Here is a 17,630-nt window from a genome sequence, read left to right on the forward strand (position 1 = left end):
CTCGATTGGCGGCCAGCCGAAAGCCTCGGCTGACCGGATGCTTACGGCTGCAGAGACAGCTTGAGCGTCTTGACCTCGAACGGGTCGAAGGCCAGCTCGAAGGCATCGCCGGTTACTTCCAGCCGCTCCTGCTTCTGCTCCATCAGATCGGCCAGCCACGCTCCCGAGAGGGCGAAGCCCGCCTGCAGCGTCGTCCGCAGCCGCGTGCCGGCCGTCTCGTACAGCCGGATGACGAGATCTCCGTCATCCTCGGCGCGCTTCACCGCCTCCACCATCACATGCGGATGGTCCGGCAGCAGGAACGAGCGTCCTTCCTGCCAGCCGGCGGCTCCCGCCGAAGGCATGCCGGCCGCTGCGGCGGTCTCGGCCGCTGCGGCGGTCTCGGCCGCCGCGGCGCCTGCGGACACCGCCGCAGCCTGCGCCGTTGTCGGAGCGGCGCCGTCCTGAGAGGACGGAACAGGCGATGCCGCAGCTACGGTACGCAGAGGCACGTTCAGCTCGTAGCCGCGCCGGTAGATGCCGGCCTGGACATGGTCGCCGGAATGCGGATACAGGGAGTAGGTGAACTCATGCTCGGCCCTGTCGGCTTCCGGATCGGGATAGGACGGACTGCGCAGCAGGTTGAGATCCAGCTCTCCGCCCTCGGCGCGATGGCCGTACTTGCAGTCGTTGAGCAGCGCCACGCCGTAGTCGGGCTCGGATAGATCCGCGTAATGATGGGCGCAGATCTCGTCCTTGGCGTAATCCCACATCGTATTGCGATGCGTCGGCCGCTTCAGATAGCCGAACTGGATGTCGCAGCTGACGGAATCGCAGCGGATGCCGAGCGGGAACGAGGTGCGGAGCATCTTGCCCGACTCCTTCCAATCGACCTTCGTCTCGAAGTCGATCCGGCGGCTGCCGTCCGTCAGCATCACCCGCTGGACAAGGGTCGAGCTGCCGATAGCATACCGCATGATCAGGCCGGCCTTCGGCCCGTCCGCGAACGCTTCGATCTCCTCGAGACGCAGCGCCGTTCCTCCGGCTGCCCGGTAATCCTGGCGGAAGTCCCAGGCATCTCCGTCATCGGAGTAGACGCGCAGCGCGTTGGCGCCCCGTCCCGGCTGCACGAGCTCGCGGCCGGCCTCCTTGTCGAGGATCGAGACAATGCCTCCCTCCGCATCGAAGGCCAGCGCCAGCAGCCCGTTCTCGATGGCCCGGCCCTCGGCCGAAACCCGCAGGCCAGGGAATTCAGCGGCATCCTTCGCCTCTGGAGCAGCTCCTGCGACCGAAACGAAGCCCATCGCAGGCACGCGCACGAGCTGCCAGCGGCCGTCCAGATGCATCCATTCCTCCCGCTCCCAAGGAAGCGAGTTGAAGACGGCGGTGCCGGACGCTCCGCCGGACGCGCTGGCGTAAGCTTCCGTCATGAGCTCTTCCGTCCGCTCCAGAAGAGCTTCATACCGTTCCAGCGATTCGTCGTAGACCCGCTTGATCGAGGAGCCCGGCAGTATATCGTGGAATTGATAGAGAAGCACTTCCTTCCAGATCTCCTCCAGCTCCCGGGCCGGATACGGACTGCCGTCCGCCATCTCGGCGAGCACGGCGGCGAATTCCAGCTCGCGCAGCGCCTTCTCCAGCTTGCGGTTGTAGCGCTTGCTCCGGCCCTGGCTCGTCAGCGTTCCCTGATGCTTCTCCAGGTACAGCTCTCCGCGCCACGTCTCATAGCGCTCCGAGCCCTCGGCGAGCCGCTCGAAAAAGCGCGAGGACGGCTCCTGCTCGACCGGGCTCAGCCCGAGCAGGTCATGCTCCCGGGCGAGCCGCTCGAGATGCTCTTCTCCCGGTCCGCCGCCGCCGTCGCCGATGCCGAACAGCATGAGCGCGCGGTCGGATATGCCTTTGTCCAAATACTCCTGCTCCGCCTTCACGATCGAGCGCGGCGCCGCCGGACTGTTGTACGTATCCTCGGGAGGCATATGCGTCAGCACCTGCGAGCCGTCGATCCCCTCCCACATGAACGTGTGGTGCGGATGGCGGTTGTACACGCTCCAGCTCAGCTTCTGCGTCATCATGTAATCGACGCCGGCCTTCTTCAGCAGCTGCGGCAGGCTGGCCGTGTAGCCGAACACATCCGGCATCCAGAGCGACTTCATCTCCTGGCCGAACTCTTGCTGGAAATACCGCTTGCCGTAGAGCAGCTGGCGCACGAGCGATTCTCCGCCCGGAACGTTCGTGTCCGACTCGACCCACATCGCGCCCTGCGGCTCCCAGCGTCCCTCGGCTACGCGCTCCTTGATCCGTCCGTACAGCTTCGGATAATGGATCTTCATCCATTCGTACAGCTGCGGCTGGCTCGCTCCGAACACATAGTCCGGATAGCGCTCCATCATGGACAGCGCCGTCGAGAACGTCCGGGCTCCCTTGCGGATCGTCTCCCGGATCGGCCAGAGCCACGCCAGATCGATATGCGCATGGCCGACGGCGCTGATCGTCAGCACGGGATCGCCGCCGCGCTTGGCGAGCTGCTCGCCGAGCAGGCTCCGCGCCTGCGCGATCTCCTCGTCCGTCAGGCCCGCGAGCCGATGCAAGGCGTCATGCAGCGTGCGGAAGATCCGCTCCTTGCGCGCGGAGCCGGCAGGCAGCCGCTCCGCCGTCTCCAGCAGCACCTCGAAATCGTAGTACAGCTGCCGCAGCTCCTCCCTGCAGACGGCGACGACCGCTTCCTTGAGCGTGCCGCTGCGGTAGCGGCCGAACAGGTCGTTGCAGCCCGCATCGCCCCACAGGTCGATGGCTTCCGTTCCGCTGCAGCGCTCGCTTACAGGCACGACCCGCTTGCCCGGCAGGCCGAGCGAAAAGTCGAACTCGGAATTGATGTTGGTCAGCCCCTGGACCGGCGACCCTTCCTCGTCCACCAGGCAAAGCTCGCCGTTCACGTCGATGAGCAGCACGACTTTTCCGCCCTTGGCCGACTCCGGCACGGAGCCGGAGAAATGGAACCAGGCGCAGTCCCACAGCTCTCCCCAGCGCTCTCCCGGCCGGAGCCGGACGAGCCTTCCCGACCTGCGCTCCTCGTACGGCACCGGCTCGGGCGTCACCCAGGCCGATACGGCAAGCTCGGCGACGGGCTCGTATATGTTGGCCTGCAGGCGTCCCAGCACGCCTCTCAATTGTTCAGGCCGGATGACTTCGTATGGCATGCTTTAACCGTCTCCTTTATGCAGGCTCAGCCTCTAATTCTTTCCTCAAGCTCAAACCAACTATAATATATCTATTGTATATGTTCAATATGTTTTTTAGGAAATAAAGGAATAAAAAATCCGGCCCCCTGGAGGAACCGGAATCCATAAAAAAGCGCCATCAAAAAACGGCTCCGACGCCTTGAAGGCGAGGAGCCGTCTGCAGGAAATCGGCGGCGCGGGCCGGACAGGCCGATGCGACGCGCAGGGCATCTCTAAAGCGGCGGGCCCGATGTCGTCTGGCGGACGACGAGCTCGGGCTCCAGCAGCGTTTTCGTGTAGCCGCCTCCAGCTCCGCCTTTGCCTATGACCTCCAGCAGCTTGTCGGCCGCCCGGCTGCCCATATCGAATTCGAACTGCCGGATGTGCGTGAACATGCTGAATTCCTCCACGATCGAGGTGGGATCGTCGAAGCTGACGATGGACAGATCCTCCGGCACGCGCAGCCCGGCCTGCAGCGCCATCTGGTAGATCTGAACCGCCAGCCGCCCGTTCAGCGTGATATAAGCGGTCGCCATCCGGTTGCGGATATATCGGAACAGCGGATGCGTCTCCGCTTGCTTGAGGCTTTCCACCCGGAAGCCGGTGATCATATGGGCGGGATTGATGAGCGCTCCTTTGTTTTTCAGCTCGTTCATGTAGCCTTCGAGACGCTCCTGCACCGTAACGGTCTGCATCGGCGAGTCGGAGCAGATGGCGATCTCGCGATGTCCGAGCTCCCATAGATGGTCCACCGCCAGACTCGTGCCCATCCTTCCGTCGGCGGCGATGTAATTCGTCTCCACCCCGGGCAGATAGCGGTCGATCAGCACGAACGGAAATCCGGAGAACTTCATCGCGAGAATTTCTTCATTGTACTGCTCCTCGTCCACGGGAAAGATCAGCAGCCCCTCGGCCCCGATTTCCTTCAGCGTCTTGATCGCTTCCTTCTCCTGGTCCACCTGGCCTCCGGAGAGCAGGATCACGCTTCGATAGCCCTTGTCCTCGAGCGCCATGCGCACGCCGTCGATAAGCCGGATGGCGAAATAGTCGTCGATGGACGGCATGACGAGGCCGATCAGGCCGCTCCGCCGCCTCCCCGCTCCCCGCTCCGGAGCCGCCGCCGCGCCCGGCTGGAGCAGCGGGGCATCCGGGGCGGCCTCTTCGGGCTGCCTTCCGCTCACGAAGCTGCCGCGCCCGGGCACCCGGGTGATCAGCTTCTCGGCGGCCAGGCCGGACAAGGCGTTGACGACCGTGATCTTGCTTACGTTGAACCGCTCCATCAGCTCTTTTTCCGTCGGAATCCGTTCGCCTTCCTTCAGCTCGTTCGAATCGACAAGGTCGCGGATGTAATCCTGAATTTTCTGATACAGCGGAGTTCGATCTGTCGAGCTCATTTTCCATCACCAGTTTCGGTCCGAGATTTGTATATATAATATATTCTTGCTTATCGTTGCGCAACCGTTTTCCTTTTCTCCTCCCTGGGCACGGAGCCGCAAATCCCTTTTGATATCCCCTGCTTCGCTAGAACTAAACCCCAGCCTTTTGGCGTGTTTTCACCGCATTCTTTGTCGAATAGCTTGAATTATATATGTATAATATATTTAATATAAATGCAAGCGCATTCAAACCCAATCGTTTCGCCACTCCCCATCAAGGAGGTGAGCCTCGGGAGCGCAGGGACCGATCTCCCGAACAAGGCTTGGAAAGCAACCTATTCCGAACAAAAGAGGTGTTTCGTGATGATTCGCAAGCTTGCGGCAGCCAGTCTCGCATTGGCCTGCACATTGTCCTTCTCCTTCGCCGCATCCGCCGAGCCGGACGCTCAGAAGAGCCTCCCGTCCGGTTCCATCTCCTGGCCCCAGCAGCAGCAGCTCCCCCGCTTCGCCAAGGCCAAGCAGCTTGAAGTGGCGGATATCTATGACGCTCCCGGCGATGTGAAGCTCCTTCTGGCCACGCTCCAAGGCCTTGTCAACCGCAGCGAGCCGCGCATTTATTTGCTCGAGAGCAAGGAAGAGGGCAAGTTCGCCTGGCTGAACGATCTCGACGTCCCTTACAAGGTCCGCGACAATGAATGGTCGCTGCTGGACAAGTTCAAAAGCGAGGTCAAGGGCATCGTCGTTTATGACCCTGGAGTGCCTGATTCCATCAACGTGGCGACCACCCTGGCGGGAATCAAGGATGCGGTCGTCGCGAGCCCCGAGCTGGCGAAAAAGCTGACGGCTCCTCCTTATTCCTTCAAGGTGCTCGACGACCTGCAGGGCCGCTTCAAGGACCGGCTCGATGCCTACGCCTGGCAGTACGAGCATCTATGGAGCCAGACGACCCACCGGATGCTCGTCGGCCTCAGCCCCGATACGTCCGTCCGCCTGCCGTCCACCGGCATCCCGGCCTCGTACAAGACGGTCGCGCAGGAGACGTCGCAGGAGCGGGACGCGGGCAACCGCAAGGTGTACGACCTCGACCTGTCGCCTTTCCTCGGCGGGCAATCGGTCTATCTGCGCTTCGACGACGCCTTCCCCGAGGACGGCTGGGGACCGGCCGTGCACGAGGTTACCGTCAAGGCCGACGGGCAGACGATCGCGAGCTTCGTTCCCGGCACTCCCGAGGAGGAGCCGTTCCTGTACGACGCCCAGAGCTCCCAGGTATCGGCCGGCAGCGGCGGCCACCGCTTCGCCGACAACGGACGTTACTTCGTCTACCGCTTCACGCCTCCGGCAGGGACCAGGCAGCTGACGGCATCCGTCGAGATGTGGAACCAGTTCAAGGTCAGCGCCGGCAGCGAGCAGCCGGCATCCTCCGGGCAGAGGGAGCCTTACGGCTACCTGCGCGACTACGCCGTCGCGAACAAGGCGATGGTATTTTGGCTCGACTCCAACGTGCCGGCGCAGCGGGAGCTGTTCGAGCGCATCCTGTCGGATGTGCAGCCCGGCACCCCTTATCTCGGCTGGTTCAGCAACGATACCGTCGGCGAATTCAGCTCCGTGGAGATCACCTCCAGGCACAGCGTGTACGTGCTTGCCGCCGACTGGTTCAGCAACATGACCGTATTCTCGGGCGGCAGATCGGCGGCTTCGCCGCTCAAGGCGGCCAAAGCTCCGAAGCTGCAGAACAAGATCTACGTCACCTATACATTCAGCGAAGGCGACAACCTCCAGTACAACCAGCATCGGATGCGCGTCCTGTGGGACGATCCTTCCCGCGGCAAGGTGCCGCTCAACTGGACGTCCAGCCCGCTGCTGTACGACGGCGCTCCGGCCATTCTGGACTACTACCTGAAGACGGCGACGTCCAGCGACCAGCTCATCTCCGGACCTTCCGGCGCCGGGTACTTCTATGCGAACGCCTGGCCGGACAGCACCTTCCCGTCCTATTTGAAGGCAACCTATCCGTACCTGAAAAAAACCGGCATGACGATCCCGTACGTGCTGAACCGCAACGACAGCGAAAACGTTCCGCTCAGCGACGCGAAGGCGGAAGCCTATGCCGACGAATACCATGCTCCCGGCCTGTTCCTCAGCTGGGAAGACCGCTTCGGCGTCGAGCTGGCCAAAAACAAGCTGCCGGTCTCGACGATCCAGGGCATCGGCACGGTCAAGGACGGCCAGCGCATTCTGGCGGAAGCCAAGGCGAAGTGGGACGGCAAGTCGCCCCTCTTCATCTCGCTCGGCCTGCTCGCCTGGAACATGACCCCGAGCGACGTCGTCGCCTTGAACAGCTCTCTCGGTCCTGAATTCGAAGCCGTCCGGGCCGATCAGTACTTCTCGCTCGTCCGCGAGGCGAACGGGCTGCGGCCGTTGTCCGGCAAGGCGGAACAGGAGCAGCAGGAGCAGCAGGAGCAGCCATAAACGGAAGCCGTTTGGGCCGCTCCTGCTGGCAGAAAAAAAGCCAATCCAGCCCTTTTCAGGCCGAATTGGCTTTTTCGCTTATCCCCGGCCGCTTCTCAGGCCAGATTCCATTCCTCATGAATTTTCGGCACATCCGCGATGAGCTGCTGCGTGTAGGCATGCTGCGGCTGCAGGATGACCCGCTCCGCCGGCCCTTTTTCCACGATGCGGCCTTTCTCCATAATATAGAGCGTATCGCTCACGTAATAGGCCAGCCCGACGTCATGCGTGATGAAGATGATCGTCATCCCGTTCTCCTCCCGCAGCTTCATGAGCATGTCGAGAATGGTGGAGCGGGAGCAGGCGTCGATCATCGAGGTCGGCTCGTCGGCGATCAGGATGCGCGGCCGCATCATGAAGATGCGCGCGATCATGAGCCGCTGCATCTGCCCGCCGGACAGCTCGAACGGGTACTTGTTGTACAGCTCGTCGAATTTCAGGTTGACGAACGAGCAGGCGTCGATCATCCGCTTGCGCTCTTCGTCCTTGGTCAGCTGCAGATTCTGCAGGGCGATGCAGTCCCGCAGCAGCTTCTCGACCCGGTGGAACATATTGAACGAGGAGAACGGGTCCTGGAAAATCGCCTGGATGTCCTTCCAATAATTCCGGCGCTCCTTATGCCCCTTCAGCCGTCTGGGAGCTCCTTCGTATTGTATCCTGCCGCCCGTTTCCTTGAGCAGGCCGAGCAGCATCTTGGCGAGCGTCGTCTTGCCGCTGCCGCTCTCTCCGACGATGGAAATGATCTCGCCCTTGTGGAAGGCGAAGTCCACTTCCCGCACGGCCGTCTTCTTCTTTTTGCCGTAGCCGAACACCTTGGTGACGCCGACTCCGGCGAGCAGAATGTCCTTATCGCTGAACTTCTTCATCCGCATACCACTCCTTCAAGGTTTCCACGCCGAATATGCAGCGGTACGTCCTGCCGGCCTCCCCGCGCATCGGAATCTTGCCGCTGCGGCATTCCTCCCGCGCGAAGTCGCAGCGCTCCGCGAAGCGGCAGCCTTCCGGCACGTTCTTGAGGTTGGGCGGAGCTCCGGGAATGGCGGACAGCTTGTGGTCCTTCATGCCTTCCTCGGGGACGATGATGGAGCCCATCAGCCGCTTGGTGTAAGGATGGACAGGATCGAACACCATCTGCTGCGCCATGCCCCGCTCGACGATCTCGCCCGCATACATGACCATGATGTCGTCCGTCACATGGTAGAGCAGCGGCAGCTCATGCGTGATGAAGATGAGGGAACGGATGAATTTCTTCTCCAGCAGCTCCTTGAGCAGGCGGATGACCGCCTTCTGCGAGGTGACGTCGAGCGCGGAGGTCGGCTCGTCGGCGACGAGCACCTTCGGATTGAGAATGGTCGAGATGGCGATGACGGTCCGCTGCTTCATGCCGCCCGACAGCTCGCTCGGATAGGCGTCCAGCACCTCCGGAGCGAGATGCAGCGTGCGGAACCTCTCCTCCGCCATCGCCCTCACCTGCGGCTTCGTCAGCTTGGGCTGATGCTCCTTCATGAGATCCTCGATGAAGCGGATGATCTTCAGCGTCGGATTGAGCGCGTTCATCGCCGCCTGCGGAATGTAGGCGATCTCCCGGCCGAGAATCTGCTTGCGCAGCCGTTCCTTGCCGAGCTTCATGATATCGATGCCGCCGATGGAGATGGAGCCTTCCCCGTAATAAAGAGGCGGGAAATAAAAGCCCATCAGGCTCATCGACAGCGTCGACTTGCCGCAGCCGGACTCGCCGGCGATGCCGAGCGCCTTGCCCTCCTCGAGCGCGAAGTCGACGCCGTCGACGGCGAACACCTTTTCGTTCAGGCGCGTCCGGTAATACGTCTTGAGCCCCTCGACCTCCAATACGCGCCGCAGGGGCTCGGGGGCAAGTTCGGGTTGCAGATCCGCCAGCTTCCGGCTCATGCGCGCTCACTCCTGATTTTCGGATTGAAGATCTCGTCCATGCCGGTGTTGATCATGTACAGCGAGAAGGTGATGACGGCGATCGAGAAGGCCGCCGGGATGAACGCCCACCACGCCCCGGCCACCGGAGCCTCGAAGACGAGCGCCCAGTTCATGATGATGCCGAGCGAAATCGTGTTGTACGGCCCCAGGCCGAGCATCGAGATGGAAGCCTCCGACAGGATGCCGGAGGCGACCTGCAGGATGAAGGCCATGACGACATAGGAAGCGATATACGGCAGGATTTCGAAGACGATGATCTTCGGTGTGCTGTGTCCCGATATTTTGGCCAGATTGACATGGTCCCGGTTCCTCAGCGAGCTCGTCTGCGCGCGTACCGCCCGCGCGGTCCACGGCCAGCTCGTCAGGCCGATGATGACGGCGACGAGCAGCGAGCTGCGGGAGTTGATGCTGACGGAGATGAGGATCAGGATGATGAACGACGGAATGACGATGAACATGTTCGTGACCGCGGTCAGGATATTGTCGAGCAGGCCCCCGGCGTATCCGCACAGCAGCCCGATCGCCAGGCCGATGATCGTGGCGAAGACGCCCGCGACGAGGCCGACCATGATGGAGGTGCGGATGCCGTAGACGAGCTCCAGGAACAGGTCGCGGCCGAAGTTGTCGGAGCCGAGCAGCAGCCTCCCGCCCGGAGGCTGGAACGCCAGCGCCTCCATCGACAGCGGGTCGGCCCGGTTGATCAGCGGCACGATGACGACAAGCGCGACCATCAGCAGCAGCATGATGGCGCCGAACATGAACTTGGGCGAACGGATCAGAATGCCTACGGAATGCTTCATCTCAGTTCTCCTCCATTTGGGACGCCTTGATGCGGGGATCGACGATGCCGTAGACGATCTCGATCGTGAAGTTCGCCAGCAGCACCGTCAGCGCGATCAGCAGCGTGCAGCCGGAGATGAGCGGGTAATCCAGCTGCCGGATGGCCGTGAACAGCCAGGTGCCGATGCCGGGGTAGCTGAAGACGATCTCGCAGATGAGCGAGCCGCCGACCATCGTGCCGATGGACAGGGCAAGGCCCGTAATTTGCGGCAGCATCGCATTCTTGAACACATACCGCGCCACTCGGGAATCGCGGATGCCGAGCAGCTTGCTGTACAGCACATAGTCGGAGTTCAGCTCGTAGATGCTCATCTCCCTCATGCCGATCGCCTGGCCGCCGATCGTGACGAGCACGATCGAGAGGAACGGCAGCGTGTGGTGGCGGAGCACCGAGAGGATGAAGTCGAGGCTGAGATGCGGCACCATCTGATAATCGTAGCCTCCCGACATCGGGAACCATTTCAGCGTGATCGCGAGCAGGTACAGCATGATGATGGCGAGGGTGAAAAAAGGGATCGAATTCACGAACAGCGCCGCCGGGAACAGCACCTTGTCGAAGACGCCCTTGCGGTAGGCGGCCACCGCGCCGAGCACGTTGCCGATGATCCAGCCGACGAGGATGGCGGGAAGCTGGAGCGCGACCGTCCAGGGGACGGCGGCCATCAGGATGTCGGACACCTTGCGCGGGTACAGGCCGAATGACGTTCCGAGGTCGCCGGTGACGAGCTTCTGGAGGTAGATGCCGAACTGCGCGAGGAGCGGTTTGTCCACCCCGAACTCCTTCATGAAGTTGTCGTACACCTTCTTGATGGAATCGCTGTCCGTCATTCCTTGCGACACCTGGGAGGCGATCGTGCTGACCGGGTTGCCCTCGATGAGCCTCGGCAGCAGGAAATTGAGAATCAGCGCGATCAGCAGCGTGACGAGATACCAGCCGGACTTCTTCAGGAAATAGCGGGCGTAGGCGTTCAAGAGCTTCACCTTCCTTTAAGGGAAAGGGCCGGCCGCATTTGCGGCGGCCCTGTGGTTGCGAGGCGATGATTGCGGACAAGGCTTGACCATGCATGCGCGATCGGAGGAGAGATCGGCACGCGCAGCGGCGGTTCGGTCCGGCTGCAAGCGGAGATGGCCGCGCAGCTTCAAGGTCCGGCTGCCCGGAGCGGAGCGGGCCGATTCTCTCTGGAGAAGCAACGCGTTCGCCTTTGAACGAGGATGCCTACCCTGGCAGGGGTCAGCCATCAGAGCATCCGAGTTCAACCGCGATCGGAGGAGAGATCGGCACGCGCAGCGGCGGTTCGGTCCGGCTGCAAGCGGAGATGGCCGCGCAGCTTCAAGGTCCGGCTGCCCGGAGCGGAGCGGGCCGATTCTCTCTGGAGAAGCAACGCGTTCGCCTTTGAACGAGGATGCCTACCCTGGCAGGGGTCAGCAATCAGAGTATCCGAGTTCAACCGCGATCGGAGGAGAGATCGGCACGCGCAGCGGCGGTTCGGTCCGGCTGCAAGCGGAGATGGCCGCGCAGCTTCAAGGTCCGGCTGCCCGAAGCGGAGCGGGCCGGTTCTCTCTGGAGAAGCAACGCGTTCGCCTTTGAACGAGGATGCCTACCCTGGCAGGGGTCAGAAATCAGAGCATCCGAGTTCAACCGCGATCGGAAGAGAGATCGGCACGCGCAGCGGCGGTTCGGTCCGAATGTCCGGAAGCAGAGCCGGCCGGCGCAGCTTCAAGGTCCGGAGGAACTGAATTCCGTCAGTTCGAAATCTTATAGAGAGCCTTGATGCCCGCCCCGTCCATCGCGATCTGCGGCGGAATGTTGCTGCCGTCCCCGTCGACCGGGAAGCCCTTCCAGACCGACTCGTTCACGGTGTAGAACACCCAGGGACGGTACATCAGCGGAATGGACGGAACGTCCTTCAGCCAGATTTGCGTCAGCTCCGTGTACATCGTCTTGGCTTCGGCGTCGGATGCGGTCGGGATCTTGTCGATCAGCTGGTCGGCCTTGTCGTTTTTGTAGCGGCCCCAGTTCCAGAAGGCCATCTCGCCTGCCGGCGCCACGCCTTTGGAATACATGATCGTGCGTGCGCGGCTCCACGGATTGCTCGGCGTCACGTTGCCCGCCGGCGTGTTCATGATGATGTCGAACTTACCCGTCTGCAGGTCGTTCGTCCATACCGGAGCTTCCGGGAATTTCGTGCGGATCTCGATGCCGATCGCCTTGGCGCTCTGGGCGACGATCTCCAGCGCGGCGTTCCAGTCGGACCAGCCGTACGGGCATTCGACATCGTACGGGCCGAGGCGCTGGCCGTTCAGCACGCGAATGCCGTCCTTGCCCTTCTTGGCCCCGATGCTGTCGAGCAGCGCGTTCGCGGCCTTCGTGTCCGTCGTCCACTGCAGCGACTTGATGGCGTCCTGGTCGACGAACTTGGACTCCGCCGGCGTATCGAGCGTCAGCGAAGGCTTCATGTCGCCCGAATAACCGCTCATGGCCAGCTGCGACACTTTCTTGTAGTCGATGGACATCGCGATCGCCTTGCGGACTTCCGGCGAATCGAGGCCTTTCTTCGACATATTGAAGAAGATGGACGGCATCGAGCCCGGCAGATAATAAGGAGCCTCCTTCAAATAAGTCTTGATCGGAGCGTTCTCCTGCATCTTCCACACCTGCGGCGTGAATTGCTGCGAGACGTCCACCTGGCCGCTCTTGAACGCCAGGTCCCCGGCCGCGTTGTCCTTGTAGATGACATGCGTGATATATTTCGGAGCAGGCAGCTTGCCGAACAGCTTCTGGCCCCAATAGCTGTCGTCGCGGATGAGCGTGATCTTCTGGTCGTTGTAGAACATGAGCTTGTAGGGTCCGGTGCCGACCGGATCGGCGTTCATTTCCTTGCGGATCGTCGCCAGGTCGTTGTTCGACTTCGTCTCGATCGCTTCCCAAATATGCTTCGGAAGCATCGGCATCAGCTCGATGCTCTCGGTTACGGTCAGTTTGTTGGCGTTGGCAGGGTTCAGGCTGATGACGACCGCATTGACTCCGTCCGCCTTGACGTCCTGGATGTAATCCCAGTAGCTGGACCAGTTGAGCTCGTATTTTTTGCCGAGGCCATAGGTATACACGACATCATCGGAAGTAAAAGGCTGGCCGTCGCTCCACTTGGCGTCCGGGTTCAGCTCGATGCGCAGCGTCTTGTCGTCCGTCCAGCTGTACGACTTGCCGAGGAGAGGCTCGAGCTTTCCGTCGATCATGTTAATCATGAACAGCGTTTCATACACGAGCTCGCGGGAGTTGCCGTAGTTGATCGGAAAAGCCGGGTTGCCGCTCAGCAGGTTGAAGTTGGTCGGCGCTCCCCACTGCAGGCCGTTGATATAGAGCGTCTCGTTGCGCGGCGTTTCCTTGGCTCCGCCGGAGCTGTCGGTGCTCGCGGTCGGCTGCGGGCTGGCCGAAGGATCGGCGCTCGCGGCCGGCTCCTTGGTCGCCTCCGTCCCTCCGGTGTTCGCCGCGCTTGTCGGCGGCGGCGTGGAATTGCTGCATGCGGCCAGCAGCGACCCCGTCATCATGACCGAGGCGAACGTTAAGGCTAGCGCTTTACGCTTCATGGCTTCCTCTCCCCATTCCTCAACTAAATTGGATGCCTTCCCCATAAGTAAGCGTTTACATAAATAAGTATAAAACGGCCCCGAAGGACCGTAAATGGTGGCAGTTTTGGGATTATATCTATTTTTTTGGGGTAGAGCCTCCGATCTGCGGCAGCCGCTCTCAGGAAACGTCGGCCGCCGGCATGCGCAGGCGCACGCTGCGGACGAGGAAGGCGTCCCCGGCGCGGTTCGGACGGGAAGGAATCGCCGTGACGATGCCGTTCTGGACCATAATGCCCCGCTCCGCCCCAGTCAGCTCCGGATTCCGGCCGTTGAGGCGGCAGCAGCGGAATGCTGTCGGCGTCAAGCGGGCCATGCGGGTGATGGCTCCGCCGATGGCCGGAGCCTCCACGATCCACTCCGCCGACGTCTGCGGCCCCTTGTACGCCTGGACGGTCCGGAACAGCCAGCCCCGGGTGACGTTGCGCAGCCGGATGAGCCATTTGGACAGGCTCAGCTTGACGATGGAAGCCTCGATAAGGTCTCCGGGAAATACCGGCAGCCTGATCCTCGTCTCGGCCCGGGGCAGAATTTCCCACCAGGCGTAATAGTTCGCTTTGCCGTTCACGCATTCATGCTCGGTACCGGTCTGGATCAGGCTGCTGTTGTTGTAGCCGTCGATGCCGATCCAGGCGGAGGAATACGAGGAGCGCTCCGAGGGCAGCACGAACGGCACGGTCCAGGAGGCGGAGATGCTTCGGAACGCGCCTTTGCTGCCGGTTGCCGCGTATCCGCTCCAGTTCGACGAGGTCCAGCCTGCGTTAGCGAGGACAGGCGAATTTTTTTTGCCGCGGCAAGCGGCTTGCATTGCTCGGGATAACCGATAGGGCATCTGTTCACAACCTTTTGAGGGAGATGCTATATCCATTATGCATCGGCCAGGAAGCCTGCATGGGCATCCGGCTGCCAGCGAGAAAACGGGCCCAAGCCGTTCCATGCCGCTTGAGCGCAGCTCTGCCCGGCAACAAGGAATGCCGATCCCTTTCCGAAGACATGCACCCCGCTCCATGCGGAGCTGAGCTCCGTCCCTCACGGCTCCATTGGAGGAGCTTTACATGCCGGCTGCTTTCTTGATGCGCTCCCGTTCGCCGACGACTAGCCGCTTCAGCTCTTCGGTGCCGTAAGCGCCGGCCGAAAAACTGTTGTTGCCCGTGTAGAAGGCGATCCATGAAGTCGTTCCGTCCTCCAGAAGCAGAGCGATCTGAGCGCGGTCGCTGCCCGCATGCTTGAACATCTCCCTCGTATCGTCCAACAGAGGCAGCGGCAGCAAAGCCTTAAGAAAAGCCTCGGAAGCTTCCGGCGTGAAATCTCCAATGCGTTTGCCGTCCATGCCGCTATGCAAGCTGACGGCGACGACCTTGCCTTCAATATCCATCAGCTCCCCGATCGTCCTCGCCCGGGGATTGGACTGCACTTCATAAATCTTGCCGCCCGCTGCCAGGCGGAAGTCCGGCCTGTACCCCTTCAAGGCATGGATTTCGGTGCCGATCGGCAGAAAAGCGGCGTCCCCGTCCTTCATTTTGTAGTCGGTGCAGGCGTTATCCGCCATCCTGAACTTCACGCTGCCGATGCGGGGACCAAGCCGTCCAACCGGCAAGGCTGCCGCCGCTTCGGAATTGCGCACATAGGAGAGCCCGTTGACATGCAGAATATCCACCCACTCGGGAATCGACATGCACTTCGTTCCTGCCGCCCCCCTAGCGCCGTTGAACGATAGAAGACCGGCGCAAACCGTCAAGGCGATCAACGCCATCGCCACGGCAGCCGGGCGAACCCGTATACGTCTGTTCATTTTCCATCCCCCTTATGCCGGCCTGCGGCCCTCCAATCAGAACGGCGGCAACGAAGAAAAGGCCCCTGGATCTTGTCCTATTCAACGCTCATCGCCTCCATGATTTCATGCCGAATCCCGCCGCCCTTGCGCCGATCGGTTGGAAGCACGGATGCGGCATACGCAGAGCGCGGCCTCGGCTGAAACGGAAGCTTCGGCCTCGGCAGGCTGCTGGGCATCATCATGGTCCTCCAAGCTGATCAGGACCGCTTCTTAACCAGACGTGCCGCTGCGCCCAAATGTTTCCTTCCCTAGGCATGTCTCCGGCCAGACAAGAGCCGGAAGCCGGGGTGATCCTCCTCGTTGCCCATATCGGCATTCCCTGTCGGCTCCCTGCATTCCCGATCGGAGCCAAATCAAAGAGACGCGGAATCTAGCATTCCGCGTCTCTTCCTTTTGAAGCCATCCTGTTGAAACGGATCAGGACATGAAAGAACTAACGACGATGACGAGCAGCACATACAGGACCAGAATGGCGCCTGTGCTGGAGAAAGCATTGCCATAGCCAGCTTCCGGCATGATTCAAAACCCCTTTCGCAAGTTCTACTCTACGTTATGTATCTCCCGTACGCGACGTTTGGACGGGAAGTATAATTGTGCTTATGCTAGGGAATTCGGCAGATTCATAGACAGCCGTCCCCGCCTGCATGGCGGTCCGGAGCAAGGCGGATGCATGAGCCGAAATGAAAAAGACGCGGAATTTGCATTCCGCGTCTCCCCATGCGCCCTCATGCCGCTCCTTGAACTAGTTCAGGAAAGAGGCGCTTACGATGACCAGCAGGATGAACAGGACCAGGATGGCGCCTGTGCTGAGTCTGCCATGACCATATTCGGACATTTTTCATTTCCCCTTTCGTTCTTGCTACTCTACCTTATGTATCTCCCATGCACGATGTTTGGACGGGAGGCATATTTGTGCTTATGCTAGGGTATTCCGCAGTTTTATAGACAGCTGCATGGGGTGCGTGACGGCGCAGCCGCCATGCCGGAATGGAAACGGAAAAAAGAAAAAACGCGGAAGCTTTCGCTCCGCGTCTTCATCTGGAAAGCTGATTTTTACCTGATTAGTACAGGAAAGAGGCGCTTACGATGACCAGCAGAATGAACAGGACCAGAACAGCGGCTGTGCTGATGGATTTGACGTGGCCGACTTCAGACATCTTCCATTTCCCCTTTCACTTGAGTATACCCTACCTTATGTATCTATCGGCAGCGATGTTTGGACGGGAGGTATAGTTGTGCTTATGCTAGGGGCAGCCTGATCTCCTCAAGCGGAAGGGCCTATTTTCGCGCCCATTTCTCCCGGAGTCCAGCCATAACCGGAACGGCCGGCATAGGATATCTCAGTCTACCGAAGGGAGAAATGACAAATGTCTTATGGAGTCGGCGGAGTAGGCGGAGAAGGCGTAGGCTGCGGATACGGCGGGTTCGGCATGAGCACGGCCGCGATCCTGGTCCTCTTCATTCTGCTCGTCATCATTACACGCGCTTTCCTTTGCTAGTGCTGAATGTCATTTTCTAAGGCAAAAGAGGACCTCCGCGGTCCTCTTTTTTGATTTCGTCCTGCCGCAGGGACATGAAAGCTCTAACGAACGTGGATATCCACGCCGTATGCATGCAGGCCCAGCTTGCGGGCGACCGACTGCGAAGCGAAATTGTCCCATGAGGTGCTGTAAAACGGCAGCATGCCGCCGGCCTGCAGCGCCTGGGCCCATGCTTCCGCGCACATGATCGCGAGCCCCCGGCCTCGATGGCCCGGCAGCGTCTCCAGCCCGGCCTCCGCTCCAAGGGGGCTTTTTCTTGCGCTGAAGCAGACCGACACGGCCCGCCCGTCTGCGACGACGGCAAAAACCGGCTGCCGGTCCTCCAGCCCTTCGGCCAAGCCCGGAAATCCGGAATCAAGCAAATTCCTGTTCTCGCTCGCAATTCGGATGGCTCCGCCGGCTGCCTGAACAGGGTTTTTGAACAGATAAGCCGGTCCCATCCAGACCGACTTCAATTCACGAATGCCGTTCCCGCTCCGAATCAGCTCCGCCAGCTCCAGCCCGGTCCGGCCTCTCCCCGCCGCACGCTCAAAACCATCCCGCAGGTCGTCCGGAAAATCCTCGCCGAAGCGGATCACATCTCCCTGTCTCGTCCTCCCGAGAAAAAAGAGCGGCGCAGCCGAGCCGGACGGCTCGTTGACCGCGATCATCCTGCCGCAGCGACCGCTCTTGAACAAAATATCCGCTTGAATCGCCATCAGTTCATAATCGCCGATCCTATCCGCCTTTCCCGCCATTCTTCCTTCCCCCTTCCGCA

The 17,630-nt window shown here is 61.1% G+C and carries 16 protein-coding genes; 3 read left to right on the forward strand and 13 right to left on the reverse strand.

Features of this window, described 5'->3' with window-relative positions; translation table 11 throughout:
• Positions 1 to 41 precede the first annotated feature (41 nt).
• Complete coding sequence (locus tag CIC07_RS14550) at positions 42 to 3,176, reverse strand: alpha-mannosidase (protein WP_094248051.1); 3,135 nt, start codon at positions 3,174 to 3,176, stop codon at positions 42 to 44.
• Positions 3,177 to 3,430: 254 nt separating this feature from the next.
• Positions 3,431 to 4,591: a GntR family transcriptional regulator gene (locus CIC07_RS14555; protein ID WP_076355165.1), complete on the reverse strand. Its 1,161-nt coding sequence runs from the start codon at positions 4,589 to 4,591 to the stop codon at positions 3,431 to 3,433.
• Between the two features lie 345 nt (positions 4,592 to 4,936).
• On the opposite strand from CIC07_RS14555, the gene CIC07_RS14560 reads away from it, so the two are divergent.
• Positions 4,937 to 7,042 (forward strand): GxGYxYP domain-containing protein, encoded by a 2,106-nt coding sequence (locus CIC07_RS14560; protein WP_076355163.1) that lies wholly within the window; start codon positions 4,937 to 4,939, stop codon positions 7,040 to 7,042.
• Between the two features lie 95 nt (positions 7,043 to 7,137).
• Here CIC07_RS14560 and CIC07_RS14565 read toward each other — a convergent pair whose 3' ends face one another.
• From CIC07_RS14565 to CIC07_RS14580, 4 genes are read right to left on the reverse strand one after another with little or no spacing between them, the layout of a single operon-like run.
• Positions 7,138 to 7,947, reverse strand: a complete 810-nt coding sequence (locus CIC07_RS14565; protein WP_076355161.1) for an ABC transporter ATP-binding protein — start codon at positions 7,945 to 7,947, stop codon at positions 7,138 to 7,140.
• Positions 7,928 to 8,989, reverse strand: a complete 1,062-nt coding sequence (locus CIC07_RS14570) for an ABC transporter ATP-binding protein (RefSeq protein WP_076355159.1) — start codon at positions 8,987 to 8,989, stop codon at positions 7,928 to 7,930. Before CIC07_RS14570 ends, CIC07_RS14565 begins: the two co-directional genes overlap by 20 nt.
• Complete coding sequence (locus tag CIC07_RS14575) at positions 8,986 to 9,831, reverse strand: ABC transporter permease (protein WP_076355157.1); 846 nt, start codon at positions 9,829 to 9,831, stop codon at positions 8,986 to 8,988. Before CIC07_RS14575 ends, CIC07_RS14570 begins: the two co-directional genes overlap by 4 nt.
• A 1-nt stretch (position 9,832) precedes the next feature.
• A complete protein-coding gene (locus CIC07_RS14580) occupies positions 9,833 to 10,843 on the reverse strand; it encodes an ABC transporter permease (RefSeq protein WP_076355155.1) in 1,011 nt (336 codons plus the stop codon).
• 69 nt (positions 10,844 to 10,912) lie between these two features.
• On the opposite strand from CIC07_RS14580, the gene CIC07_RS14585 reads away from it, so the two are divergent.
• On the forward strand, positions 10,913 to 11,077 hold the full coding sequence (locus CIC07_RS14585; protein ID WP_157741917.1) for a hypothetical protein: 165 nt from the start codon (positions 10,913 to 10,915) through the stop codon (positions 11,075 to 11,077).
• Positions 11,078 to 11,614: 537 nt separating this feature from the next.
• On the opposite strand, the gene CIC07_RS14590 is transcribed toward CIC07_RS14585, so the two are convergent.
• The 6 genes from CIC07_RS14590 to CIC07_RS14610 form a co-directional block, all read right to left on the reverse strand.
• Positions 11,615 to 13,459 carry an ABC transporter substrate-binding protein gene (locus CIC07_RS14590; protein ID WP_076355149.1) on the reverse strand — a complete coding sequence of 615 codons (1,845 nt, stop codon included), beginning with the start codon at positions 13,457 to 13,459 and terminating at the stop codon, positions 11,615 to 11,617.
• 160 nt (positions 13,460 to 13,619) lie between these two features.
• Positions 13,620 to 14,330 (reverse strand): G1 family glutamic endopeptidase, encoded by a 711-nt coding sequence (locus CIC07_RS14595; RefSeq protein WP_076355147.1) that lies wholly within the window; start codon positions 14,328 to 14,330, stop codon positions 13,620 to 13,622.
• A gap of 219 nt (positions 14,331 to 14,549) precedes the next feature.
• Complete coding sequence (locus CIC07_RS14600; protein ID WP_076355145.1) at positions 14,550 to 15,290, reverse strand: hypothetical protein; 741 nt, start codon at positions 15,288 to 15,290, stop codon at positions 14,550 to 14,552.
• A gap of 459 nt (positions 15,291 to 15,749) precedes the next feature.
• Positions 15,750 to 15,848, reverse strand: coding sequence for a YjcZ family sporulation protein (locus CIC07_RS25455; protein WP_217696598.1), 99 nt, complete (start codon positions 15,846 to 15,848; stop codon positions 15,750 to 15,752).
• Between the two features lie 226 nt (positions 15,849 to 16,074).
• Positions 16,075 to 16,167 (reverse strand): YjcZ family sporulation protein, encoded by a 93-nt coding sequence (locus CIC07_RS14605; RefSeq protein WP_083687926.1) that lies wholly within the window; start codon positions 16,165 to 16,167, stop codon positions 16,075 to 16,077.
• Positions 16,168 to 16,393: 226 nt separating this feature from the next.
• On the reverse strand, positions 16,394 to 16,489 hold the full coding sequence (locus CIC07_RS14610; RefSeq protein ID WP_121234964.1) for a YjcZ family sporulation protein: 96 nt from the start codon (positions 16,487 to 16,489) through the stop codon (positions 16,394 to 16,396).
• Between the two features lie 210 nt (positions 16,490 to 16,699).
• Here CIC07_RS14610 and CIC07_RS25190 point away from each other — a divergent pair, with 210 nt between their 5' ends.
• Positions 16,700 to 16,831, forward strand: coding sequence for a sporulation protein YjcZ (locus tag CIC07_RS25190; RefSeq protein ID WP_200801146.1), 132 nt, complete (start codon positions 16,700 to 16,702; stop codon positions 16,829 to 16,831).
• 83 nt (positions 16,832 to 16,914) lie between these two features.
• On the opposite strand, the gene CIC07_RS14615 is transcribed toward CIC07_RS25190, so the two are convergent.
• Positions 16,915 to 17,610 (reverse strand): GNAT family N-acetyltransferase, encoded by a 696-nt coding sequence (locus CIC07_RS14615; protein WP_076355143.1) that lies wholly within the window; start codon positions 17,608 to 17,610, stop codon positions 16,915 to 16,917.
• Positions 17,611 to 17,630 lie beyond the last annotated feature (20 nt).

The organism is Paenibacillus sp. RUD330, from assembly GCF_002243345.2.
In the GTDB taxonomy this organism is placed as follows: Bacteria; Bacillota; Bacilli; order Paenibacillales; family Paenibacillaceae; genus Paenibacillus_O.